Source organism: Pseudomonas sp. TH34, from assembly GCF_016650865.1.
In the GTDB taxonomy this organism is placed as follows: Bacteria; Pseudomonadota; Gammaproteobacteria; order Pseudomonadales; family Pseudomonadaceae; genus Aquipseudomonas; species Aquipseudomonas yamanorum.
In genome coordinates this window covers 19,104-43,923 of record NZ_JAEKFB010000018.1, presented here as the reverse complement: position 1 = coordinate 43,923, position 24,820 = coordinate 19,104, and the positions used below count along the sequence as shown (strand labels likewise).

Below are 24,820 nucleotides of genomic sequence, written 5' to 3'. Positions count from 1 at the left end.
GTCCGGAACTTGGACCCCGAACTTCCCCTCCCCATACGAAGTCCGGGGTTTTTTTTGCCCCGAGTTTTTACTCGGCGGCTTCCGAACCTTTGTCAGCCAGTTCCATCCAGCCTGCCAGTACCGTATAGGCGTCTTCCAGGCCCATGCGTTTTGGCGCCGAGAACAGCTGGATAGTCACCGCGTCGCCCCAACCCTTACGGATTTCTGCCTGCACTTTGAGCAGGGTGTTCTTGGCTGCGCCGTAGGTCAGCTTGTCGGCCTTGGTCAGCAGGACGTGCATCGGCATGCCGCTGGCGACGGCCCAATCGAGCATCAACAGGTCGAAGTCGGTCATTGGATGACGGATGTCCATCATCAGAATCAAACCCTTCAAACTCTCCCGGCCACCCAGATAGGCTTCCAGGTGACGCTGCCAGTGCAGCTTCAGCGGGATAGGTACTTTTGCATAACCGTAGCCCGGAAGGTCGACCAGACGCCGATCATCGTCTAGCTTGAAGAAGTTGAGGAGCTGTGTGCGCCCCGGGGTTTTCGAGGTGCGGGCCAGGCTGGCGTGGGTCAGGGTGTTCAGCGCGCTGGATTTGCCGGCGTTGGAACGGCCGGCGAATGCGACTTCGAAGCCTTCGTCATCGGGGCATTGGTCGACTTTGGCGGCGCTGAGCATGAAGGTGGACTGTTGGCACAGGCCGAGGATGGGATTCTTGAGTTGCATGAGTTTTCCGATGTGGGCGGTGCCGGGAATAGGTGCGGCAAGCGGTGTCGTTTCCGTTTCAGTAGCGCCAGTATATAATGCCGCAGATTTTGTGTGTGCTTTGTCCCAGCGAAGGATGAAGTTCACGGGAGCGATAGACCTTTATTGCGCATTAGAACGCAAAACGCTCTCAAACCCTGAAAAGGTCGATGTATGACCAAGTGGCTGCTAGCCGTCGGTGTCTTGATGCCACTTTACAGTGCTCAGGCTACACAGGAACCGGAGGCTGTGTACAACCGCGTTTGCGGGGCCTGCCATGCCGGACAGTTGCCCAACGCCCCTAGACGGGGTGACCAGGCAGCCTGGAAGCCAAGATTGGCTCAAGGTATGGACACGCTGGTGCAACACGTGACCCAGGGTTTCAAGGCGATGCCGCCGCGTGGTTTGTGCATGGACTGCAGTACCGAGGATTACCATGCCGTCATTCAGTTGATGGTGAGTAAACCCGGTCCATAACTCTTTAACCCTTAGCCGTAGTTGGATTAGCTGATGAACAAACTGATCGTGAGTCTGCTGTTGACCTTGGGCATCACCGGTGTTGCCCATGCCGCAGGCGACGCCACTGCCGGCCAGGCGAAAGCCGCCGTATGTGGTGCTTGCCATGGACCGGACGGTAATAGCCCGGCGCCAAACTTTCCAAAACTGGCCGGCCAGGGTGAGCGTTACCTGACCAAGCAGATGCACGACATCAAGGACGGCAAGCGTACGGTCCTGGAAATGACCGGCTTGTTGACCAACCTCAGCGATCAGGACCTGGCGGATATCGCGGCGTATTTTGCCAGCCAAAAGGGCAGCGTGGGGGCTGCTGATCCGAAATTGGTGGCCCACGGTGAAGAACTGTTCCGTGGCGGTAACCTGGAAAAAGGCATGCCTTCCTGCATCGGTTGCCACTCGCCTAACGGCGCGGGCCTCGCTGCTGCTGGCTTCCCGCACTTGAGCGGCCAACATGCCCAGTACATCGGCAAACAGCTGACGGACTTCCGCGAAGGCAATCGTACCAACGACGGCGATACCAAAATCATGCAGAGCATCGCCGGGAAACTCAGCAACAAGGACATCGAAGCCGTGTCCCAATACATCCAGGGCCTGCACTAATTGCCCCGGCTACGTTAACGCTCGATTAATCCGTCGATGCAAGCATAAAAAGGGTGGCTTAGGCTGCCCTTTTTTGCGGCCGGTGCCGTTACACTAACGAACTCATGCCCGCGTAGACCTGTCACAACAAAGGTCGCGTGAGGCGACTTTATTTGTCCAGGAGTAAAGCATGCGTAATCTGATCCTCAGCGCCGCTCTCGTCACTGCCAGCCTTTTCGGCATGACCGCACAAGCTGCCGATAATGTGCCGCTTGAAGCCGGTAAAACCTACGTTGAGCTGGCCAATCCTGTGCCGGTTTCCGTACCGGGCAAGATCGAAGTGGTGGAGCTGTTCTGGTATGGCTGCCCGCATTGCTACGCTTTTGAGCCAGTCATCAATCCGTGGGTCGATAAGCTGCCTCAGGACGTGAATTTCAAACGTATTCCTGCCCTGTTCGGCGGCCCATGGGACGCCCACGGCCAGCTGTTCATTACCCTGGACACCATGGGTGTAGAACACAAGGTTCACGCGGCTGTGTTCAATGCCATCCAGAAAGAAGGCAAGCGCCTGGTGAAGCCTGAAGACATGGCCGATTTCGTCGCCACCCAAGGCGTCGACAAAACCAAGTTCCTGGAGACATTCAACTCGTTCGCTGTGAAGGGCAAGATGGCCCAATACAAGGAACTGGCCCAGAAATACGGCGTGCAAGGCGTACCGACGCTGATCGTCAACGGCAAATACCGCTTTGACATCGGCAGTGCCGGCGGCGAAGAGCAAGCGCTGAACGTGGCCGACCAGTTGATCGCCAAAGAGCGCGCAGCCAAGTAAGGGGCCCGTCATGCGTCGCTGGGGTACTGAACGTGTCGTTGGCCTGCATGACCCTAAGGTCAACGAGCACCACCTTGAATCCACGGGCCTGCCGGCAGACAGTCGGCTGCGCCTGCTCAGTTTCAATATCCAGGTGGGCATCAGTACCGAGAAATACCGGCATTACCTGACCCGTGGCTGGCAGCACCTGCTGCCCCACAACGGGCGTGCCGGTAATCTGCAAAAGATCGGCGACCTGCTGGGCGACTTCGATCTGGTAGCCCTGCAGGAGGCCGACGGTGGCAGCCTGCGTTCGGGCTACATCAACCAGGTCGAGCATCTTGCCCAGCTCGGTGCTTTTCCCTACTGGTATCAACAACTCAATCGCAACCTCGGCAAACTCGGCCAGCACAGCAATGGTGTGCTCAGCCGCCTGAAACCGTGGGCGATCGAGGATCACCCGTTGCCCGGGCCAAAAGGCCGCGGGGCGATTCTCGTGCGGTTCGGCGAAGGGCCGGAAGCGTTGGTCGTGGTGATGATGCACCTCGCGTTGGGGGCACGAACCCGCACCCTGCAGTTGGCCTACATCCGCGAGTTGATTGGCAACTACAAACACCAAGTGCTGATGGGGGACATGAACACCCACGCCAGCGACCTGCTACAGAATTCCCCGTTGCGCGACCTTGGGTTGCTGGCGCCGCAAGTCGAAGCCACCTTTCCCAGTTGGCGTCCGCAACGTTGTCTTGATCACATCCTGCTTAGCCCGACCCTGACACTCGAAAGTGTGCAGGTACTGGCGCAGCCCATCTCCGATCACCTGCCCGTCGCGGTAGAGATTCGTCTGCCGGGTTCGCTCACGGCTGATGCATTGCCCGCGTTGAGCCCCGGCCCTCGCGGACCTCTTGCATGAGCGACGACGCCCAGCGTTGGAAAGAAAAATACCTTAAAAGCGTCGAGCAACAAGAAAAGCTCGAACGTCGCTGGGCCGCCCGCCTCGACCTGCTGCGCCGGGGGCTGGTACGCAGCACCCTGGCGGCAGAAGGGACCGACCGTGCGGTTGACCAATGCATGAAGGAAATGCGTGATGTGGTGCGCACCGACGACATGGACGCTGCCCTCGCTGCATTGCTGCCGCGCCTGGAAAAGGCCGTGCTGGATTCGGAGCAACGCCGCGAAACCCGGGTTGACCAGATCGGCAGCGCGTTGACGGCCCTGGTCACTCAGTTGCAGAAACTGCCCTTGCCGCGGGAAGTGAGTCGCCCGCTGAAGGCGTTCGCCAAGCAGCTGGACGGTCGGGTCGGCCAGGCGCGGGAGATCCCGCTGTTGCTGAGTGAGCTGAGCGGCCTCCAGGGGCAGGCGTTGAGTAACCTGGAGCCGGAGGGCGAAACCAACCGTTCGGGCCCGGGGCTGTTGCAGCGACTGTTTGGCGCCAAAGATGCCGCGGCCGAAGCCCCGGAGGTCGACTCACCCACGGCACCCCGCCCGACCGCTCCTGCGCCTGCTGCGCCAAAGCCCAAGCCGGTGGATGAGCCTGAAGCGCCGGCGCAGTCGGCGGAGCTGGCCCAGGCGCTGCGGGCATTTGCACCGCAGCCGAAGGCCCCGGCCCCTGTCGAGTCGCCTCCTGAGCCCGTACCGCAAGTAACGGCTGCTGAAGAAGCTGTCAGCGAAGCGGCGCCAGTTGCCCCCGCCGTCGTGGCTGCGGCGCCCGTCATCGAGGCGCCCGCTGCGATTATCGAAATGCCGGAGCCCGAACAACCGATCGAAACGGAGGTTGAGCTCGAGAGTGCCCTCGCCGCCATGGTCGAAGCGCCAGAGGTGCAGGTCCGTGAGCCGGAGCGGACAGAGATCGGCAGTCTCTCCCTGCCACCGGTCCTGGCCGACGAGTCGCAAGAGGCGCCCGAGCTGGCAGAGCTGAACCCCGACGAGCTGCAAGCGGATCAGACCTACGCCCTGCCCGACACCCCCGAGCCGTCTTACAGTTCGGTGGCCAAACACATCGAAGACACCCTGCTCGGCTTGCTGGAAGACCTGTCGCTGCCCGAGCGTTATCGGCCCCAGGCCGAAGCCATGCGCGAGCGCCTGACCCATGGGTTGAACTGGTACGAACTGCTGCCGATTCTCGATGACCTGGCGGTGTTGATGCTGGCGATCACCGACAGCGGCCAGCACGAGTTTGAAGCCTACCTCAAGCAACTCAACGAGCGTCTCGAGGCGTTCCAGGGGCACCTGCAGGTCGCCAGTGACGGCCACGCGGACAGCCGCTCGGCTGCCAGGGAGTTGGATACCCAGATCCGCGAGCAGGTGGATGGTTTGCAAACCAGCGTGCAGGACGCGGCGGACCTGGATAGCCTCAAGCACGTGCTGGAGAGCCATCTTGAGGGTCTGCTGGGTACCATGGACGAACACCAGCACCAGCGTGACCAGCGCGAGCAGGAAGTGGCTGCACGCCTCAAAAGCCTGGCCGAACGGGTCGCCAATATGGAACATGAGGCCCAGGGCTACCGTGAGCATCTCGAGGTTCAGCGCCAGAAAGCCCTGATCGACCCGCTCACCGGTTTACCCAACCGCGCGGCCTGGAGCGAACGCCTGGAGCAAGAGGTCAACGCCTGGCACCAGCGTGGGAATAACCTGTCACTGGCGATGCTGGACCTGGATCACTTCAAGCGTATCAACGACGGCTATGGTCATCTGGCCGGCGACAAGGTGCTGAAGATCATCGCCACGGTGCTCCGAAAACGCTTGCGCCCCAACGACTTCATTGCACGCTTTGGCGGTGAAGAGTTTGTGTTGCTGATGCCCAACTCCTCACTGTCCGATGCCTTGGCCGTAGGTGAAACCCTGCGCGCCGCCATCGAAGCCTGCCCGTTTCACTTCAAGGGCAAGCCGGTGACCATCACGGTATCCATGGGCATGGCGCAATTTCAGCCGGGTGAACGCAGTGACCTGGCGCTCAAACGCGCTGACGAGGCGCTGTACCGTGCCAAGGCGGCGGGACGCAATCAGGTGCAGGCGGCCTGAAAATGTTCCATTTTGTTTAAAGCTTCGCATTTGGCCGCCTGGCAGCAAATGGTACGTTACACTGTTGCATTATCGTCTTAAGCGTATTGTCTGCTGCCATGAAACTTCTGTGTTCTGCCTTTCTGCTTCTCCTGCTCGCCGGTTGCGCGAGTGGCCCTCGCCTGGACACCAGCCATCCGTCGGTGAACCACGACAATCGTGTGCAATTCGTCGTCGTGCACTACACCTCGGCGTCCCTTGAGCGTTCCTTGGCGCTGTTGACCCATGGCCAGGTCAGCAGCCATTACCTGATCGGTGATGATGCCTCGGCCACCATCTATAAGCTCGTGGATGAGAGCCAGCGCGCCTGGCATGCCGGAGAAAGCGAATGGATGGGCCGTACCTGGCTCAACTCCAGTTCGATCGGGATCGAGATTGTGAACCCGGGTTATCGCGATTTGCCGACGGGCCGCGTCTGGTATCCGTACTCCGAGGCTCAGGTGCAGTCGCTGGTGGTGCTGCTCAAGGACATCAGCAAGCGTAACGGTATCGACCCGCGAAATATCATTGGCCATAGCGACATTGCCCCGCTGCGCAAGCTGGACCCGGGGCCGTTATTCCCCTGGAAGCGCCTGGCAGATGAAGGGCTGGGCATGTGGCCGGACGCCAAGGCGGTTGCCCGTTACCAGGTACAGTACGCGGCCGATCTGCCGAGCATTACCTGGTTCCAGGAAGAGTTGGCGAAGCTGGGTTATCCGACGCCGCAGACGGGTGAGTTGGATGTGGCGACACGGCATGTGTTGGCCGCGTTCCAGATGCATTTCCGCGCGTCGCTGTTTGATGGGACGCCGGATGCCGAGAGTGCCGCGATCTTGCGGGCGTTGAATCACCAATAACGGTTGGCGCGTGATCCTACAGGGGCAGCGCCATATAGAACTGAGTTCCCTGCCCCGGCCGTGAATAAACCCCCATGCGGCCACCGTGCAATTGCACGATCTCCTTGCACAGCGCCAGGCCCAGCCCGGCGCCGCCTTTCTTGCGGCCTACCTGCACAAACGGTTCGAAGATCCGCCCTTGCTGGCCGTAGGCAATGCCTTCACCGTTGTCCTCGACGCTGACAATCACCCGTTCGCCATGGCGGCGCGCCTGCAAGCGGATCTGCCCACCGTCGGCAGTGTGCCGAAGGGCATTGCCCAGCAAATTGTCGAGTACCCTCTCCAACTGCGCCCGATCGGCATGCAACCTCGGTAGCGGGGATTGCTCCTCAACCAGCAGTTCGATGTTCTGCGCATTCGCCTGTTCCGCGAAGCGGGCGCGAGCATGTTCGAGCAGGTCGCTGATGTCGCACGGGCCGAGGGTGAGTTTCTGCAAGCCATTCTGGTAGCGCGAGAAGTTGAGCAAGTCGTTGATCAACTGCATCAGGCGCTGCATTTCCTCGTTGACCGTATCCAGCAGGTCCGCTTCGCGGGATTCCGCGGGAAACTTCGCCCGTTCCCGGAACAAGCCGAATGCCATGTGCATGCCTGTGACAGGCGTACGTAACTCATGGGACGCGCGCAACACGAACTCACTGCGCACTCGTTCAAAGGCGCGCTGTTCGGTGACGTCATGCAGCACCATTACCGCGCCCAGAATGTGCCCCTGGGTATGGCTGACCGGTGTCAGGCTATACGTCAGCAGGCGCAGCTCACCCTCAACCTCCACTTCCAGGTCTTCAGGTGCACGCTCCAGGTTGCCGCCGCGCAGTACCAGGTGCAGTTGTTCGTCCAGTTCCGGCCGGCCCAGGGCTTCGCCAAGGCCTTGGCCCAGGCGATTCTCGTCCCAGCCCAGTTGGCGCTGTGCCACCGGGTTAAGGTGTTCCAGTCGACCCTGGCGGTCAATCATCAGCAGGCCGTCGTCGATGCTGTCGAGCACCGCCTGCAGGCGTTGCTGCCCGGCAAGCAGTTCATCGACATTGGTTGCCTGATGTTGGCGCAACGCCTCGGCCATGATGCCGAAGCGTCGGGTCAGCAGGTTCATCTCCGCCGCCGACGAAATGGGCAGTGTGACTTCGAAGTTGCCCTGGCCGATCTTGTCGGCGGCCTTGGCCAGCGCTTCGATCGGCCCGCCAAAGCGTCGGGCAATGCCATGGGCGGTGATGAAGCCGATGATCAGCACTGCCAGCCCGACCAGACCCAGCAGGCCGGCGATCAACAACGCGCGTTCGCGGGACTTGTGTTCGGTGTCGTTGATGTTATCCAGGGCTTTCTTATGCTCGGCGATCAGGCCGTTGCGCAAGATATTGAAGCGCTCGGTCAGCTCGTTGTTGTTGCGCAGCTGCGCTGGAGCATTTTCCTTTTTATCGAATGCCTCGAGAAAACTCAGGTAGTCGGATTTGGCCTGAGTAAAACCGCTGGTTGCCGCGTCCTTTTGTTCGTGTTCGATGCCTTGCTGCAGCAGGGCGAAATAGCGTTGCTTGGAGTCTTCCAGCGCAGCAGTGTTCGGCTGTTCGTTGAGCATGATCATCAACTGGTCGCCGAGGGTCTGCCGAAGCTTGAGGCCCAGGTCCAGGGTGATGAAGTTGCTGCGAATCAGCGATTCCTGGGTCTTGGCCATTTGCATGACACTCACCAGGCCCAGCAGCAACCCCAGCAGGGCAACGGTGATCAGCGCGGAGATGCTCAGGAACAGCCGAGTGCGCAGCTTCATCGCAAGCTTCATAGGCTACAGCTCACAGGTTGTATTGTTTGCGTTTGCGGTACAGCGTTGACGCATCAATGCCAAGGGTGCGGGCTGCCTGGTCCAGGGTGTCACTGGTGGCCAGCACGGCGCCGATATGCGCCTTTTCCAATTCATCCAGGCTCAACGCCGCACCGATGCGCGGGGCGTTGTTGGTTGGCTGTTCGGCCATGCCGAGGTGGCTGATCTCAACCTTTTCCTGCGGGCAGATGATGCTGGCTCGCTCCACCACGTTGCGCAGTTCGCGGATGTTCCCCGGCCAGCGGTAGTTGAGCAGCGCCTCACGGGCTTCATCGCTGAAGCCGCGAGCCGGCCGCGCATATTCCTTAACGAAGCGCGCCAGGAAGCGGTCGGCCAGGGTCAGGATGTCTTCGCTGCGCTCGCGCAGAGGTGGCAGGTGCAAGGTGATGACATTCAGGCGGTACAGCAGGTCTTCGCGGAAACGACCGTCACGAACCATGTCTTCCAGGTTCAGGTTGGTGGCGGCAAGAATTCGCACGTCAGCACGGCGAGTCACTGGGTCACCGACGCGCTCGTATTCCTTGTCCTGGATAAAACGCAGCAACTTGGGTTGCAAAGTAAGTGGAAAGTCGCCGATCTCGTCGAGAAACAGCGTGCCGCCATCTGCCTGGTTGACCCGGCCCAGGGTACTTTCACTGGCGCCCGTAAACGCACCACGGCTATGGCCGAACAGCTCGCTTTCCATCAGCTCCGCCGTCAGCGACGGGCAATTGATGGTGACGCAGGATTTTTTCGCCCGCTTGCTCCAGCCGTGGATCGCTCGGGCCAGCTCACCTTTACCGGTGCCGGACTCGCCAAGAATCAGGATGTTGGCATCAGTGCCCGCCACCTGGCGTGCGGTTTCCAGCACTACCATCATGGCCGGGCTGTGGGAGTCCAGACCGTCCTTGGGCTGGCGCACTGCGCCTTCCAAGGCTTCCAGGCGCGCCGAGAGCTGGCGTACTTCCAACTGTTTGGCCGTGGCCAAGCGCAATTGGTCGGGGCTGCAAGGTTTGACAAGGTAGTCGGCCGCGCCGGCCTGGATCGCATCCACGGCGGTGTCGACGGCCGAATGGGCAGTGACGATTACCACGCGCATCCACGGTGCCTGGATACGCATTTGCGCCAGTACATCGAGACCGTTGTCTTCGCCAAGGCGCAGGTCCAGGAAGCACAGGTCAAACACCTGGCGTTGCAACAGGGCATCGGCCTGGGCGGCGCTGTTGGCGGTGGCTACGGTGTAGCCTTCATCTTCCAGGCAGTAACGGAAGGTGCGAAGGATCGCGGATTCGTCATCCACTAAAAGAATGCGGCCTTGAAGTTCCTTGGCTGATTCCATCTGTCCCGCGCTCCCACTAAGAATGAATGATGTTGTTTAGTCCCGGAATAATCGGGCAAGTTGCATGGTTTATTCTGATTGATTAAAGCCGTCACCGCGCAGCTATCTGCGCTTCTTCTTAAAGAGACGCCATTTTGAGGCGTTTTTATCGCCTTCTTGTCCATTCGGCAGTCGACCGCTGCCTTCCTATCCCTTGATCCGACCAGTGACCATCGTGCATTTCGCACGGCAAGGATAGGGGCATCGTGCAGGATGCTCGTGGTGTCAAAGCGCTTTTGTTTTCAACCTGTTGATTTTATTGGGTTTTATTTTGTTAAAAAACTGGCACGCAGGCTGCAATACACCTCATATGCAATACACCTCATATGAGTTTCATAAACGAATAATCAGAATGCGGGAGAGATACAGCATGACTCGCCAAAGCCTGACCCAACTGCGTGTATCGCCACTGCGTCTGCAACAGGGGCTGTTTGCCAGCCTGGCCCTGATGGTGACCCTGATTGGCGGTCAGCAATTGGCGCATTGGCAGAGTCAGCAGCAAGTAGCCGCGCATTTTGAACGCCCGATGATGACCCAGACCCATTTCCGCTCCGTTGGCAGCACCGCCGCCAACGTGACAACCCCGCAACTGACGGCGGTTGAACAGGATTCCACCCTCGGCGACCTGCCTTATCAGGAACGCTGGGTGTTCTAAGCAAGACACGGTCCTTTAATCGAGCGACCGCAGGCACCACCGCTGTTACCCCTAAAAGAAGCGTAAGGAGAATCACCATGTTGAGTTGGGCAATCACATTTCTGATCATCGCCATTGTGGCTGCAGTCCTGGGCTTCGGTGGTATCGCGGGCACCGCCACGGGTATCGCCAAGATTCTGTTTGTGGTCTTCCTGGTGATGTTTATCGCTTCCTTCTTCTTTGGTCGTCGTGGCCGAGGCTGAACATGTTCAATTCGTCTCTTAAAGTCCTGGCTGCCGCCCTGTTGTTGGGCGGCAGCGGCTTGGTGCTGGCTGCCAATGACGGCCAGACTCGGGCCAACGAACTGCTGAGTGCGAACCCGCAGTACCGCGAAACCTGGCAGAGCGTGGTCAAGAAGGAAGAGCGCTTGCCGGAATGGGTGTTGAACCTGTCGGGCAGCGCTGAACAAATGAATGCCGTTGAAGAGGATGGCGACAAGTACTTGGTAGGGCCGCTCTGCGAGACCGCAGACACGTGCCTGAACAAGCGCCTGATCGTCGCTTTCAGCTTCGATAAGGAAGATGCCTACGCCATGTTGGTGGAAGTTCCTGCGGGCCTGCCTGCGGACAAATCGCCAACACGGCACGCCGACTACCGTTTTCTTGGCAAGCCGAACGAAGGCATGCAGAAGCTGCTGATGGAACAGCTCAAGAAAGATCCGAATTGGTACTAGGTTCGGTCTGACGACGCTGTCGTCTACCGTATCGTCCATAGAAAGAAGCGCCATGCTTCTTTCTGTTTGCACCGCCCGACAAGGGCGGTGCATGACCAAGGGGCCGGGTTGCTCTGATCGATCGGATCGGCGTGACCTACGGGGACAGGGAGTGCCTGCGCAAGGGCCGGGTCAGGTGAAAAGCTGCGACGCAAGTTCCCAAGCCAATGGTTTGTGGAACTTGCGACGGGCTTGCGGCTCTTATGCCCGCTTCAGTCATGCCGCCCATAGCGGCCATTTTCCTTTTTGCGTCGCCCCAACCATTTCTTGGTGTTTCCGCGTGACCATCTATCGAGAAAGTTTGTCTTCTGCCAGACGAGTTTTTCGATGGTATGCGTAGGAAATTTCAGGGGTTTTCAACCGCGACCGTAGATTTTCAAAAAACCCTGCGCAAGCCTGAAATGGCAGGTTCGCGGCATTTATGCCTGCCGAAATGTCGTATTCGAACTGACCGTTCAGACAGAAAAACTCAAAAAAACTCATGCCGATTCGGCATAGGGTAGGCGTTTACGGCATTAGACGTCGCCTGCTTGCATCGGAATAGTTGCGCCTTTTTTCGCCTGCCAGTGAGCCATATCGGCCAACTGCGGTGACCTTCTACGGGGGCAGATGCACACACTTTTTCGCTCTCGAGCGTTCCAGCTGCTGGCGCATCTGCCTGAGTCCACTTGAAGTAAGGGTAATGACATGAAGAAGGCAAAGCTAAGCCTCGCCTGGCAGATCCTCATCGGTCTGGTGCTGGGGATTGCAATCGGTGCGGTGCTTAACCATTTCAGTGCTGAAAAGGCCTGGTGGATCAGCAACGTATTGCAGCCCGCTGGCGATATCTTTATCCGCCTGATCAAGATGATCGTTATCCCGATCGTGATTTCGTCGCTGATTGTCGGAATCGCCGGTGTTGGGGATGCGAAAAAGCTCGGTCGGATCGGCGTTAAAACCATCCTTTACTTCGAAGTGGTCACCACCATCGCCATTGTGGTCGGCCTGCTGCTGGCCAACCTGTTCCATCCGGGTACCGGCATCGACATGAGTACCCTGGGTACCGTCGACATTTCCAAATACACGGCCACCGCCGCCGAGGTCCAGCATGAGCATGCGTTCATCGAGACGATCCTCAACCTGATCCCGTCGAACATCTTCGCCGCCGTCGCCCGTGGCGACATGCTGCCGATCATCTTCTTCTCGGTATTGTTCGGCCTCGGCTTGTCGAGCCTCAAGCCTGAACTGCGCGAGCCCCTGGTAACCATGTTCCAGGGCGTGTCCGAGAGCATGTTCAAAGTCACCCACATGATCATGAAATACGCCCCGATTGGTGTATTTGCCCTGATCGCGGTGACCGTCGCCAACTTCGGTTTCGCCTCGCTGCTGCCGCTGGCCAAGCTGGTGATCCTGGTTTACGTCGCCATCCTGTTCTTCGCCTTTGTGGTCCTCGGCCTGATCGCCCGCCTGTTCGGCTTCTCGGTGATCAAGTTGATGCGCATCTTCAAGGATGAGCTGGTGCTGGCCTACTCCACCGCCAGTTCCGAAACCGTGCTGCCGCGTGTGATCGAGAAGATGGAAGCCTACGGCGCGCCGAAGGCGATCTGCAGCTTTGTGGTGCCGACCGGCTACTCGTTCAACCTCGACGGTTCGACCCTGTACCAGAGCATCGCGGCGATCTTTATCGCGCAGCTGTATGGCATCGACCTGTCGATTGGCCAGCAACTGATGCTGGTGCTGACCTTGATGGTCACCTCCAAAGGTATCGCCGGCGTACCGGGTGTGTCGTTCGTGGTATTGCTGGCGACCCTGGGCAGCGTGGGTATTCCGCTGGAAGGCCTGGCGTTCATCGCCGGTGTCGACCGCATCATGGACATGGCGCGTACCGCACTGAACGTGATCGGTAACGCCTTGGCCGTACTGGTCATCTCCCGCTGGGAAGGCATGTACGACGATGCCAAGGGCGAGCGCTACTGGAACTCCCTGCCGCACTGGCGCACCAAGCAAGTGATGCCGGCCGGCGAGACCACTCGCGGCTGATCGCCAGAGTTGGCTCCTACACAAACCCCGGAAAATTCCGGGGTTTGTCGTTTCTGCCAGCCCCGCTATCATTCGCCCCATCTTTCGGGGGATTCAACTGATGCTCAATGGCCTGTGGCTTGGCTTTTTTATCGTGGCGATGGTGTCCGCGCTGGCGCAATGGCTGATTGGCGGTAACGCCGGCATCTTTGCGGCGATGGTGGAAAGCATTTTCGCCATGGCCAAGCTGTCGGTCGAGGTGATGGTGTTGCTGTTCGGCACCCTGACCTTGTGGTTGGGCTTCCTGCGCATCGCCGAGAAAGCCGGGATCGTCGATTGGCTGGCCAAGGCCCTTGGCCCTCTGTTCCGGCGCCTGATGCCGGAAGTGCCCGCCGGCCACCCGGCCATCGGCTTGATCACCCTCAACTTCGCCGCCAACGGCCTGGGCCTCGACAATGCCGCCACGCCCATCGGCCTCAAGGCCATGAAGGCGCTGCAAGAGCTCAATCCCATCCCCAACACCGCCAGTAATGCGCAAATTTTGTTCCTGGTGCTCAACGCGTCTTCCCTGACCCTGCTGCCGGTCACCATCTTCATGTACCGCGCCCAACAAGGTGCAGCGGACCCAACGCTGGTGTTCCTGCCGATCCTGCTGGCCACCAGCGCCTCGACCCTGGTGGGCCTGCTGTCGGTGGCGGTGATGCAACGCCTGCGGCTGTGGGACCCGGTGGTGCTTGCGTATCTGATTCCGGGTGCGCTGGTACTGGGGGGGTTCATGGCCTTGCTGGCGACGCTCTCAGCCACTGCGCTGGCGGGCCTGTCGTCGATCCTCGGCAATCTCACGCTGTTCGGGCTGATCATGCTGTTCCTGGTGATCGGCGCGCTGCGCAAGGTGAAGGTCTACGAGGCGTTTGTCGAAGGCGCCAAAGAAGGTTTCGACGTGGCCAAGAACCTGCTGCCGTACCTGGTGGCGATGCTCTGTGCCGTGGGTGTGTTGCGGGCGTCCGGCGCGCTGGATTTCGGCCTGGAAGGGATTCGCCATGTGGTGGCATGGACCGGCATGGACACCCGCTTTGTCGATGCGTTGCCGACGGCGATGGTCAAGCCGTTCTCCGGCAGCGCGGCGCGGGCGATGCTGATTGAGACGATGCAGACCCAGGGCGTGGACAGCTTCCCGGCGTTGGTGGCAGCGACGATTCAGGGCAGTACCGAGACCACGTTTTATGTGTTGGCGGTGTACTTTGGCTCGGTGGGGATCCAGCGGGCGCGGCATGCGGTGGGGTGTGCGTTGTTGGCGGAGTTTGCTGGCGTCGTGGCGGCGATTGCGGTGTGCTACTGGTTCTTCGGCTAAGGCTTAAATTGCTATCGCAGGCAAGCCAGCTCCCACATTTTGATTTGTGAATACCTTCAAATGTGGGAGCTGGCTTGCCTGCGATGAGGCCTTCAGCGTTTTGGTGCTGTATTGCCCTGGCCCACCACCCAATCTACCACCTGTTTATTCAGTGCATCCCCAGCCTGACCAAACCCGGCCACCACCGCCGGCACCTTGGTATCCCCCACCGGCTGTCTCACCTCAAACCGCTTGCTGGCAATAATCCGCTGATCACTGCCGCGCACCAGCCGCGCATCCAGCCGTATCACTACCTCAACCGTACTGCCGCGATACTCACTCTGAAACGCCTGCAACTGCCCGCCCAGCTCAAAGTCCGCCTGGAGATTGGTCTCATCGGTACTGAGCAGTGTCACCCGTCCGTCACGCTGGAACCCGTCCAGCAACCGGTTACGCAACAGCACCGGTGCCGGATCGCTCCAGCGGGAATTCGCGTAGCTGCTGATCAGGTCACCGTTAGGCACTACGGCAATCCGCGGGCTGTCGAGGAATTCGCTGGTCTGCGGCTTGGCCACTCGCAGCGACCAGGCCACAGGGCTGGCCTGCGCGGTGGTCTGCGCCGAGGGCAGCCGGTACACGTCCGAAGGGTCCGCCTTGGGTAAGATCGAACACGCACTGACCAATGCCAGGGCAACGGGGGCGATCACTTGGTAAACACGCTTCATGGCGTGAACTCCTTGTTCTTGTCGCTGCCCAGCAGGTAACCGCTGGGGTTGGCTTCCAGGCGGCGGGAAATGGCGCGCAACGAGCCCAAGGTCTCCCGCAACTCGCGCACCGCAGGTGCCAGTTCGTTGAGACCCTGCATGCCGCTGTTGAGGGAGTCCTTGTTGTTGGTCAGCAAGGTGTCGAGGGTGGCCGTGCTTTGTTGAAGGGACTGCATGGCCTTTTCAGCACTGCCGAACACCTGCTTGCCCTGATCATTGAGTAAACCGTTGGCGTTGCGCATCAGTGCGGTGGTTTGCTCCAGGGTGGCGCTGGCCTGTTTGCTCACCTGCATCAATTGCTGCATCACCACCTTGATGTCGCCGCGTTGGTCGGCAATCGCGCCGGTGGTCTGTTGCAGGTTGTCCAGGGTATTGCTGAGGCGCTCGACGTTCTCCCGGGAGAACATGTGGTTGGCGTTGTGCAGCAGCAAGTTGATGCTGGTCATCAGGTCATTGCTGTTGTTCAGCAGGCGAGCGATAGGTGACGGTGAGGCGATGATTTGCGGCAACTCGCCGTCCTTGCCCTTGAGTTCCGGGCTTTGGGGCGTGCCGCCGCTGAGCTGGATGATCGAGGTGCCGGTGATGCCGGTCAGGGCCAGCTTGGCCTGGGTGTCTTCCTTGATCGGTGTTTGCCCGGCCAGACGGATGCGTGCCAATACCCGGCGCGGATCTTTCGGGTCGAGGCGCAGGCTGGTGACGTCGCCCACCTTGATCCCGCTGTACTGCACGGCGCTGCCTTGGGACAAACCACTGACCGCCTCGTTGAAGATCACTTCGTAATCCTGAAAGGCGCTGTCGACGCTGGATTTGGCCAGCCACAGGCCAAACAGCATGGCGCCGACCACGACGATCACGCTGAACAGACCGATCATCACATGATGGGCTCGGGTTTCCATGTCATACCTCGTTGAGCAGTTGAGCGGCATCCAATGCCGCGCGGCCCCGTGGGCCATGGAAGTATTCGTGAATCCAGGCGTCGTCGGTTTCCGAGACGACATCGATGGCATCTGCCACCAGTACCTTTTTCTGCGCCAGCACCGCCACGCGGTCGGTGATGGTGTACAGCGTGTCGAGGTCGTGGGTGACCAGGAAGACACTCAGGCCCAACGCATCGCGCAGGGTCAGGATCAGTTGATCGAAGGCGGCGGCGCCGATCGGATCGAGGCCGGCGGTGGGTTCGTCGAGAAACAGAATGTCCGGGTCCAGCGCCAGGGCACGGGCCAGGGCCGCGCGCTTGATCATGCCGCCGGAGAGTGACGATGGATATTTATCCGCGGCCGACAGCGGCAACCCGGCCAGCGCCAGCTTTACCGCCGCCAGGTGTTCGGCATCGGGACGGCTGAGGCCGGCATGTTCGATCAGCGGCAAGGCAACGTTCTCGGTGACCGTCAGCGAGGAAAACAGCGCGCCCTTCTGGAACAGCACGCCGAAACGCCGCTCCACCATCGACCGCTCATGCTCCGAGAGGCTCGGCAAGTTCTGCCCGAACACCCGCACTTCCCCTTCGCTGGGCTGACGCAGGCCAATGATGCTGCGCAGCAGCACCGACTTGCCGCTGCCGGAGCCTCCGACGACGGCGAGGATCTCGCCCTTGTACAAGTCCAGGTCGAGGTTCTCGTGCACGCTTTGCGAACCAAAGCGATTGCACAGCCCGCGGACTTCGATCACCGCCTCAGTGGGCGCACGGCGCAGACGACTCACCAGCCCATCTCCATGAAGAACAGTGCGGCGACCGCATCCAGTACGATCACCACGAAAATCGATTGCACCACGCTGGAGGTGGTGTGGGCACCGACGGATTCGGCGCTGCCGCTGACCTTGAAACCTTCGAGGCAGCCGATGGCGGCGATCAGGAATGCGAAGATCGGCGCCTTGATCATACCCACGATAAAGTGCTGCACACCGATGTCCGATTGCAGCAGTGAGAGGAACATCGCCGGTGAAATATCCAGGGCCACGGCGCACACCACACCACCACCGATAATCCCCGAGAGCATCGCGAGGAACGTCAGCATCGGCAGCGCCACCAGCAATGCCAGCACCCGGGGCAGCACCAGCAACTCCATCGGGTCGAGGCCCAGGGTGCGAATCGCGTCGATCTCTTCGTTGGCCTTCATCGAGCCGATCTGTGCGGTGAAGGCACTGGCGGTGCGGCCCGCCATCAGGATCGCGGTGAGCAATACGCCGAATTCCCGCAGGAAGGAGAACGCCACCAGGTCTACGGTAAAAATGCTCGCGCCAAAACTGGCCAGCACCGTGGCGCCGAGAAACGCCACCACCGCGCCCACCAGAAAGGTCAGCAAGGCCACGATGGGGGCCGCGTCGAGACCGGTTTGTTCGATATGCGCGACCATTGGCGTCACGCGCCAGCGCTTGGGCTGGAATACGCCACGGGCGAAGGTTTCGAGGATCAGGCCGATAAAACCCAGCAGTTTCATGCCGTCTTGCCAGACGGTGTAGACCGCGCCGCCAATGCGCGCGAGCAATATGATGCCGGCGGCTTCTTCCGGTTCTTTGACCGGCACACAGAAGTCGTTCAGGGAGCGGTAGACGGTTTTCAGCAATGCGCGGTCGGCGGTCGAGAGGCTGCAGTCGGTCTGTTCGGCGGATTGTTCGATACGCTCGGGGCCGAGCAACTCCACCAGCAGCGAGGCGCCGGCGGTGTCCAGGGCGCCGAGGCCGTTAAGGTCGATGCGTGCGCCCGCGTCGTACTGGCCGTCGAGCTTTTCCGACAGCTTCTTCAGGTTGGCATAGTGGGCCAGCGTCCAATCTCCCGTAATCCTCAACAGTGGAGGTTGGGTGGACGTGTCCAGGTGGGCTGCACCGGCCGTTGTGCTACTGGTCATAAGCTCCGAGCTTGTTTGGCTATTCCAGAATTCCTACGTAATAGCACGATCCTGCCTACTTTGGCGCGTCTGGCGTTGTGGCGTCCTGACCGGGGTCAGTCACCTTGAAGCGCAACACACCGATCACTTGGCCATCTTCGGTCAGCACCCGTACCTGCCAGCGTCCCACCGAGTCGGGGGGGAAGTTCTGCTTGTGGGTCCAGGCCCGATAGCCTTCCTTGCGCCCACCATGGATGTCCAGGGCGATGCGGTCGACTTCCTTGCCGTTGAACTTCCACACATGGTAGATCCGCTCATCCAGGCCGCGCGGCGCGTTGATCGCGGTGTAGGCATACAGCCCGCTGCTGCGCAGTTGGGCGGCGCTGACTTCTTTCAGGTCATCGCCGGGTGTGCGGTCTTGCAATTGGGTGCTGATGGCCACTTCGGTCATCCACAGGGTAGCGGGCGGCACCCACGTGCGCAGGAACCAGCCGGCGCAACCAATCGCCGCGGTAACCCCCAACAGCATCGCCCAGCCCTTGATGCTGCGCAGCGGCAGGCTCACGGCCAGGCTCGGGATCGACAGCAGCATTGCCACGCCGAGGGCCAGTTTGTAACTCTCGGCGGTGGTCAGGTGGAGGATGATCGGCAGCGCGGTCAGCAGGGCCGCAAACAGGGTCAGGGTGTGCAGTGCCAGAAAGAGCGAGCGTTTGGGCGCCAGCCATTTGTAGTACAGCGGGTCGGTGATGGAGACCAGCGCCGCCGCGCCCAGCAGGCCGGTAAAAATCGACTGGCCGCTGTTCCAGGTGGTGGTGACAAAAAAGAACGGCAGAACAAAAAACAGGCTTTCCTGGTGGATCATCTGCGTGGCGTAGCGCAGCAGCGGTTCGGGGATTTCCCGTTTGAAGACTTTGCTGAACAGTTGGGTGAGGCTGTTTTCGAGCATCAGCCATAACCAGCTCACCAGCATAATGATCGCGATCCAGCTGGCCATGCCTTGCTGGCGATCCACCAGGATGAAGCTGCTCACACCCGAGATGAAGCCGCCGAGTGCAATCACCCCTGGGTAGCGCTTCATCAGCTCGAGGATGCGCTGGATGTAGTGGGTCAGGTTAGGCATTCGGCAGTTCACAGTTTTTGTAGGAAAAAATCCCAGACAGAATAACGTTTTAGCCATTTTCTCGGGGCCTGATTACGCAATCCCTTTGCGATAACGCCACACGCCCAGCAACACAATTGCAAGCAGCCCCAGTGCGCCGGCGGCGATCCAGTTGAGGGTGTCGTAGCTGAACAACGGTTTCTCGATGCGCCAGTAGCCGTTCTGCTTGAGCAGTTCGCGCATGGCCTGGTTGGCTTGCTCCAGGCTGACCGCCTTGATGCGCTTGGCCGGGTCGCTGAAACGCCCTTTGGCGTAGTCGCCCGAGGCACTCCAGTAATAGTCGGCCAACGCGCTATTACCTTGAACGGCCCAAGCCTGGCGGGCGATGGCGGCTTGTTGCAGGCGGGCGAAGGTGGCCGGGTCGAGGCCGTCCTTGAGCAACTGGGCCCTGAGGGTCTCCAGTACGTGCTCGGCTTCGGGCAGGTTGTCGCGTTCAAGGTCGGCGTTGAGGCTCATGAAGCCGACACCGCCCAGCACTTCGCGCTCGCTCCATGGGCCGTAGGACAAACCATGCTGCAGCCGCAGTTGGCGATACAGCGCCCAGTCCAGGTAGTCCTTGAGCAGGTCGAAGGTTTCATCGTACTGGTCGTCCAGTACCGGCTCGGGGAATAACCAGTGCAGTTTGGCGTTATCACCGACCCAGCCGTGGATCAGGTCGCGGCGAATGGCGGCGGCGTGTTGAATGTCCGGCAGTGGGCGATGTTCGCTGGGATCAACCGGATCAAGCGCGCCATAGGTGCGTTCGAGATAGGCCGGCAGCAGCTTGTCGAGGTCGCCGACGATGATCAGGGTCATGTTGTTGGGGGCGTACCAGGCCTTGCGCAGCTTTTCCAACTGGTCGCGAGTCAGGTGCTCGACTTCGGCCCGCTCGGCGCATTTGAGGCCCAGCTCGACGGCAAGCTGACTGCTGGCCTTGTGGCCGAGGTCCTGGCGGTCCAGCAGGCGTTGCAGGTGTGAGTAATGGCCGCCGTCTTCGCGCTCCACCACCTGTTTGGCGGCGTTGATGTTGGCGTCGGTCAGCTGGGTGCGGGTGATGATGGCCAGCAGCAGGTCGAGTACCTTGCGCTGGTTTTGCGCCGGGGCCTCGATGACGAAGGTGGTGTCGGCGTTGCTGGTGTAGGCGTTCCAGTCACCGCCGAGGGCTTGCATGCGTTCTTCCAGCTCACCTTCACCACCGCCGTCGATACCGCTGAACAGCAGGTGTTCCAGCAGGTGTGGCAGCTCCTTGTCTTCGCAACTGAAGTCATCGAGGCCCACACCCACCACCAGGCGAATGGCCACGTGGCCGCGTTCAGTGCCCGGCTTGAGCAGCAACTGCAGGCCGTTGGGCAGGGTGTAGCCCTCGACTTGCAGGCGGTCAAAGGCAAAGGTGTGTGCCGAGCCCATGAGCAGGCAGGCGAATAGCAGGCGACGCATAACAGGCTTCCTGGCGAGTGAGGTCCGTTGTTAACTGACTTCACTCGCCGTCGTACGTTCAGGGCGAATGGGTGATGTCGGCAATATCGTCCGCCGAGAGGGCGCCGGTGTCGGTGGTTTCCAGCACCACATAAGCGCTGCTGCAAAACAGCGAGTTCAGACGCTTCATGTCGGCAATCAGCTCCAGGTGCAGGGAACTGGTCTCCAGGCTCTGTACGATTTTACGTTGCAAGCGGCTCACGTGGGCGTGGGCCAGGCGACGCTCCTGGGCGCGGAAGCGACGTTTTTCCCGCAGCAGTTGCCGGGCGCTTTCCGGGTCGGCGCTGAGGAACACCGACAGGCCCAGGCGCAGGTTGGCAATCAGCTGGGTTTGCAGGCCGGCCAGCTCTTCCAGGCCGACTTCGGAGAACGAGCGGCGCTGGGAGGTTTTTGCTGCTGGACCTTGCGCAGCATGCGTTCGATAAGGTCGCCGGCCAGTTTCAGGTTGATCGACAGCTCGATGATCTCGGCCCAGCGTCGGCTGTCTTGCTCGCTGAGGTCTTCCCGGGGCATTTGCGCGAGGTAGAGCTTGATCGCGCTGTAGAGCGCCTCGACATCGTCGCTCAGGCTGCGCATTTCCTGGGTGATGGCGGTTTGCTTGCCCCGCAGCACTTCCAGCATCGAGGTCAGCATGTTGTCGATCAGATCGCCCAGGCGCAGGGTTTCGCGGGCGGCGTTGGCCAGTGCCAGGCTTGGGGTGGCGAGTGCTGCCAGGTCCAGGTGGCGCGGCTTGGCCAGACCGTTGACCTCCTCGCGTTCCGGTAACAGCCAGGCGCATAGGCGGGACATCGGGCCGATGGTCGGCAGCAGAATCAGGCAGCGGATAACGTTATAGAGCAGGTGAAAGGTGATCACCATGCCTTGGGGGCTGTAGTCCAGAGTGTCCATCCAGCCGACCAGCGGGTCGAGTACCGGGATGATCAGCAACAAGCCGATCAGCTTGTAGAGCAGGCTGCCCAGGGCCACTTGGCGCCCGGCGGCGTTCTGCATGCTGGTGCTGAGGAAGGCCAGCACACCGCTGCCGATGTTGGCGCCGATCACCAGGCCGATGGCCACGTGCAGGCCGATCACGCCGGCACCGGCCAGGGTCGCGGTCAGCAGGACGGCGGCCAGGCTGGAGTAGGAAATCATCGCGAACAGCGCGCCGACCAGGGCGTCGAGCAAGATGTCGCCGGTCAGCGAGGCGAACAGGACTTTAACGCCCTGCGCGTGAGTAATCGGGCCCGCGGCTTCGACGATCAATTGCAACGCGAGGATGATCAGCCCGAGGCCGATCCCGACGCGGCCCATCTGCCCGGCGCGGGTCTGTTTGCGCGACAGGAAGAAAATCACCCCGAGGAAAATCAGCAGCGGTGACAGCCATGACAGGTCAAAGGTCAGTACCCGGGCCATCAACGCCGTACCGACGTCGGCACCGAGCATGGTCGCCAGGGCGGGCATCAGGCCCATCAGGCCCTGGCCGACAAACGAGGTCACCAGCATCGCCGTGGCGTTGCTGCTTTGCACCATGGCCGTCACCAGGATGCCGGCGATAAACGCCAGCCAGCGCTTGGACATGTTCTGCCCGATGACCTGGCGCAAGTTGGAGCCGTAGACCCGCAGGATGCCGGTACGGACGATGTGCGTGCCCCAGATCAGCAGGGTTACCGCAGAAAGCAGATTGAGCAGGGTCAGCATGCTGGGCCCCCTGTGTTGAGTCGCGCTCCAATCGGAGCCAGTGAATAGTGCCGCGTGCCTTTCTACGTCTTGTACTTAAGCTGTAGTTGGCGAATGGGCTCGGCGCCAGCATCGCATAGCTAAAGTCGGGATTGAAACAAAACTGTCATGAAATCAGCTTTTTGCAGATGAAAAAAAGGGGCTCGAGAGCCCCTTCTTCAGCAGCGGGTCAACGTTATTGACCCGGAATGTCCTTGCGCAGTTTCACAGGGTCCTGCTGTTTCTTCTTTTTCGCGATGGCAGTGCGCATCTTGATGTTCACCGCTTCTACCGCCAGGGAGAACGCCATGGCGAAGTAAACGTAGCCTTTTGGTACGTGAACATCGAAGGCTTCGGCGATCAGCACGGTACCCACCACCAGCAGGAACGACAGCGCCAGCATCTTCAGCGACGGGTGTTTGTCGATGAAATCGCTGATGGTGCCAGCGGCCAGCATCATCACCAGTACGGCGACAATGATCGCGGCCACCATCACCGGTACGTGGGAAACCATACCAACGGCGGTAATCACCGAGTCCAGGGAGAATACGATGTCGATGATCGCGATCTGGATGATGGTGTAGATGAACTTGCCACCGGCACCTTTCGGCTCGTCGTGGGTTTCGTCTTCACCTTCCAGGGCGTGGTACATCTCCTGGGAGCTTTTCCAGAGCAGGAACAGGCCACCGAAGAACAGGATCAGGTCGCGGCCGGAAATGCCCTGGCCGAACACCACGAACAGGTCGTCGGTGAGGCGCATCACCCAAGTGATCGACAGCAACAACAGGATCCGCGTGACCATTGCCAGGGCCAGGCCGAAGATCCGGGTACGTGCCTGCATGTGCTTGGGCATGCGGCTGACCAGGATCGAAATCATGATGATGTTATCGATGCCCAGGACGATCTCGAGGGCCGTCAGGGTGAAGAAAGCAATCCAGATTTCCGGATTGGTCAGCCATTCCATGTGTATTCCTTTGAGCGAGTGTTAGACCGCGCCAGCCTTAAGAGCCGGCGCAGTGAGTTGTACGATTATAGAGTGCTGAACAGCGGAAAAATCCCCATCAGCAAAGCGGCGACCATTATGCACAGGCACACCAGCACCGCCCACTTGAGGGTGAAGCGCTGGTGATCGCCAAACTCGATACCCGCCAGGGCCACCAACAGGTAGGTGGATGGAACCAATGGGCTCAACAAGTGCACGGGTTGGCCAACGATCGAGGCACGGGCCATTTCCACGGCGGTGATGCCGTAGTGGCTGGCGGCTTCGGCCAGTACCGGCAGAACGCCGTAGTAGAAGGCATCGTTGGACATGAAGAAGGTAAACGGCATGCTCACCAGCGCGGTGATCACGGCCAGGTAAGGGCCCAGGGCATCAGGGATGACCGCCAGCAGGCTCTTGGACATGGCATCGACCATGCCGGTGCCGGACAGGATGCCGGTGAAGATACCGGCGGCGAAGATCAACCCGACTACCGCCAATACGCTGCCGGCGTGGGCGGCGACGCGGTCTTTCTGCTGCTGCAGGCACGGGTAGTTGACGATCATCGCGATACTGAAGGCCACCATGAACAGCACGGGCAGCGGCAGCAGGCCGGCGATCAGGGTGCACATCAGGGCCAGGGTCAAGGCGCCGTTGAACCAGATCAACTTTGGACGGCGGGCATCCGGGTACTGTGAAACGCTGATTTCGCTGTGGTCGATCTCGTCGCCGTGCAGGTGCAGTTCGCCGAGGCGCGCGCGTTCGCGTTTGCCGTACATGTAGGCAATTACCAGGATCGCAACCACACCCGCCAGCATCGCTGGGATCATCGGTACGAAAATATCCGACGGATCTACATGCAGCGCGCTGGCCGCGCGGGCCGTCGGGCCGCCCCACGGGGTCATGTTCATCACGCCGCCGGCGAGGATGATCAGGCCGGCCATGATCCGCGGGCTCATGCCGATGCGCTTGTACAGCGGCAGCATGGCGGCCACGCAGATCATGTAGGTGGTGGCGCCGTCACCGTCCAGCGAGACCACCAGGGCCAGTACGGCGGTGCCGACCGAGACCTTCAGCGGGTCGCCCTTGACCAGTTTGAGGATCTTGCGCACAGCCGGGTCGAACAGGCCGGAGTCGATCATCAGGGCAAAGTAGAGAATGGCGAACATCAGCATCACGCCGGTCGGCGCGAGCTTGGTGATGCCTTCGAGCATCATCGGGCCGATCTTCGGCGCAAAGCCGCCGAACAGCGCGAACAGGATCGGTACGATGATCAGGGCAATCAGCGCAGACAGGCGCTTGGTCATGATCAGGAACATGAACGTGATGACCATGGCAAAGCCAAGGAAAGTCAGCATAGGAATACTCCAGGCGTAGCGCGGCTAGGGAATGGCGAACCGGTTGGGTCAGCGCAGAACGAACAGCACGAGGCGTACGGGTGGAGTCGGGGCAAAGAGGCGGGTACGAGCGGACATCGGGAATCACC

22 protein-coding genes and 1 pseudogene are annotated in these 24,820 nt (G+C 60.4%); 11 read left to right on the top strand and 12 right to left on the bottom strand.

Going from position 1 to position 24,820, the window contains the following annotated elements; all coding sequences use genetic code 11:
• Window positions 1–67 precede the first annotated feature (67 nt).
• Window positions 68–709 (bottom strand): ribosome biogenesis GTP-binding protein YihA/YsxC, encoded by a 642-nt coding sequence (yihA, locus tag JFU58_RS10930; protein ID WP_003214811.1) that lies wholly within the window; start codon window positions 707–709, stop codon window positions 68–70.
• A gap of 192 nt (window positions 710–901) precedes the next feature.
• On the opposite strand from yihA, the gene JFU58_RS10925 reads away from it, so the two are divergent.
• The 6 genes from JFU58_RS10925 (at window position 902) to JFU58_RS10900 (ending at window position 6,523) form a co-directional block, all read left to right on the top strand.
• Entirely contained in the window at window positions 902–1,204 is a 303-nt protein-coding gene (locus JFU58_RS10925; protein ID WP_063033701.1) for a c-type cytochrome, read from the top strand.
• Between the two features lie 33 nt (window positions 1,205–1,237).
• Window positions 1,238–1,843: a c-type cytochrome gene (locus JFU58_RS10920; RefSeq protein ID WP_010168648.1), complete on the top strand. Its 606-nt coding sequence runs from the start codon at window positions 1,238–1,240 to the stop codon at window positions 1,841–1,843.
• A gap of 169 nt (window positions 1,844–2,012) precedes the next feature.
• Window positions 2,013–2,651, top strand: coding sequence for a thiol:disulfide interchange protein DsbA/DsbL (locus tag JFU58_RS10915; RefSeq protein WP_063033700.1), 639 nt, complete (start codon window positions 2,013–2,015; stop codon window positions 2,649–2,651).
• 10 nt (window positions 2,652–2,661) lie between these two features.
• Entirely contained in the window at window positions 2,662–3,540 is an 879-nt protein-coding gene (locus JFU58_RS10910) for an endonuclease/exonuclease/phosphatase family protein (protein ID WP_003214803.1), read from the top strand.
• A complete protein-coding gene (locus tag JFU58_RS10905; RefSeq protein ID WP_201140651.1) occupies window positions 3,537–5,648 on the top strand; it encodes a GGDEF domain-containing protein in 2,112 nt (703 codons plus the stop codon). Before JFU58_RS10910 ends, JFU58_RS10905 begins: the two co-directional genes overlap by 4 nt.
• Before the next feature lie 98 nt (window positions 5,649–5,746).
• Window positions 5,747–6,523 (top strand): N-acetylmuramoyl-L-alanine amidase, encoded by a 777-nt coding sequence (locus JFU58_RS10900; protein ID WP_093203252.1) that lies wholly within the window; start codon window positions 5,747–5,749, stop codon window positions 6,521–6,523.
• 16 nt (window positions 6,524–6,539) lie between these two features.
• Here the strand turns inward: JFU58_RS10900 and JFU58_RS10895 are convergent, their stop codons facing one another.
• Together JFU58_RS10895 and algB are read right to left on the bottom strand one after the other, a co-directional pair.
• Window positions 6,540–8,327 (bottom strand): KinB sensor domain-containing domain, encoded by a 1,788-nt coding sequence (locus JFU58_RS10895; RefSeq protein WP_063033697.1) that lies wholly within the window; start codon window positions 8,325–8,327, stop codon window positions 6,540–6,542.
• A gap of 10 nt (window positions 8,328–8,337) precedes the next feature.
• Complete coding sequence (gene algB / locus JFU58_RS10890) at window positions 8,338–9,684, bottom strand: sigma-54-dependent response regulator transcription factor AlgB (protein WP_003214793.1); 1,347 nt, start codon at window positions 9,682–9,684, stop codon at window positions 8,338–8,340.
• Window positions 9,685–10,093: 409 nt separating this feature from the next.
• Here algB and JFU58_RS10885 point away from each other — a divergent pair, with 409 nt between their 5' ends.
• The 5 genes from JFU58_RS10885 to JFU58_RS10865 all read left to right on the top strand — a co-directional run bounded on the left by JFU58_RS10885 (window position 10,094) and on the right by JFU58_RS10865 (window position 14,478).
• Window positions 10,094–10,378, top strand: a complete 285-nt coding sequence (locus JFU58_RS10885; RefSeq protein WP_063033696.1) for a hypothetical protein — start codon at window positions 10,094–10,096, stop codon at window positions 10,376–10,378.
• A 77-nt stretch (window positions 10,379–10,455) separates the two neighbouring features.
• Window positions 10,456–10,620, top strand: a complete 165-nt coding sequence (locus JFU58_RS10880) for a DUF1328 domain-containing protein (RefSeq protein ID WP_003170804.1) — start codon at window positions 10,456–10,458, stop codon at window positions 10,618–10,620.
• A 2-nt stretch (window positions 10,621–10,622) separates the two neighbouring features.
• On the top strand, window positions 10,623–11,090 hold the full coding sequence (locus JFU58_RS10875) for an inhibitor of vertebrate lysozyme family protein (protein ID WP_177025291.1): 468 nt from the start codon (window positions 10,623–10,625) through the stop codon (window positions 11,088–11,090).
• Between the two features lie 726 nt (window positions 11,091–11,816).
• Window positions 11,817–13,148, top strand: a complete 1,332-nt coding sequence (gltP, locus tag JFU58_RS10870; protein ID WP_063033694.1) for a glutamate/aspartate:proton symporter GltP — start codon at window positions 11,817–11,819, stop codon at window positions 13,146–13,148.
• Between the two features lie 100 nt (window positions 13,149–13,248).
• A complete protein-coding gene (locus JFU58_RS10865; protein ID WP_003214785.1) occupies window positions 13,249–14,478 on the top strand; it encodes a nucleoside recognition domain-containing protein in 1,230 nt (409 codons plus the stop codon).
• A 92-nt stretch (window positions 14,479–14,570) separates the two neighbouring features.
• On the opposite strand, the gene JFU58_RS10860 is transcribed toward JFU58_RS10865, so the two are convergent.
• From JFU58_RS10860 to JFU58_RS10820, 9 genes and pseudogenes are all read right to left on the bottom strand, one after another.
• Window positions 14,571–15,182: an ABC-type transport auxiliary lipoprotein family protein gene (locus JFU58_RS10860; protein ID WP_201140649.1), complete on the bottom strand. Its 612-nt coding sequence runs from the start codon at window positions 15,180–15,182 to the stop codon at window positions 14,571–14,573.
• A complete protein-coding gene (locus JFU58_RS10855; protein ID WP_063033691.1) occupies window positions 15,179–16,117 on the bottom strand; it encodes an MlaD family protein in 939 nt (312 codons plus the stop codon). Before JFU58_RS10855 ends, JFU58_RS10860 begins: the two co-directional genes overlap by 4 nt.
• 1 nt (window position 16,118) lies before the next feature.
• Complete coding sequence (locus JFU58_RS10850) at window positions 16,119–16,922, bottom strand: ABC transporter ATP-binding protein (protein WP_017477991.1); 804 nt, start codon at window positions 16,920–16,922, stop codon at window positions 16,119–16,121.
• Window positions 16,919–18,067, bottom strand: a complete 1,149-nt coding sequence (locus tag JFU58_RS10845; protein ID WP_201140647.1) for an ABC transporter permease — start codon at window positions 18,065–18,067, stop codon at window positions 16,919–16,921. The genes JFU58_RS10850 and JFU58_RS10845 overlap by 4 nt, the downstream gene beginning before the upstream one ends.
• 55 nt (window positions 18,068–18,122) lie before the next feature.
• On the bottom strand, window positions 18,123–19,166 hold the full coding sequence (locus JFU58_RS10840; RefSeq protein ID WP_017477993.1) for a DUF5924 family protein: 1,044 nt from the start codon (window positions 19,164–19,166) through the stop codon (window positions 18,123–18,125).
• 72 nt (window positions 19,167–19,238) lie between these two features.
• Window positions 19,239–20,621, bottom strand: coding sequence for a M16 family metallopeptidase (locus JFU58_RS10835; RefSeq protein ID WP_201140645.1), 1,383 nt, complete (start codon window positions 20,619–20,621; stop codon window positions 19,239–19,241).
• 58 nt (window positions 20,622–20,679) lie between these two features.
• Window positions 20,680–22,337, bottom strand: a pseudogene (locus JFU58_RS10830) (Na/Pi cotransporter family protein).
• 214 nt (window positions 22,338–22,551) lie between these two features.
• Window positions 22,552–23,319: a TerC family protein gene (locus JFU58_RS10825; RefSeq protein WP_003214768.1), complete on the bottom strand. Its 768-nt coding sequence runs from the start codon at window positions 23,317–23,319 to the stop codon at window positions 22,552–22,554.
• A 65-nt stretch (window positions 23,320–23,384) separates the two neighbouring features.
• Window positions 23,385–24,692 carry a CitMHS family transporter gene (locus JFU58_RS10820; RefSeq protein WP_017477996.1) on the bottom strand — a complete coding sequence of 436 codons (1,308 nt, stop codon included), beginning with the start codon at window positions 24,690–24,692 and terminating at the stop codon, window positions 23,385–23,387.
• Window positions 24,693–24,820: the final 128 nt, after the last annotated feature.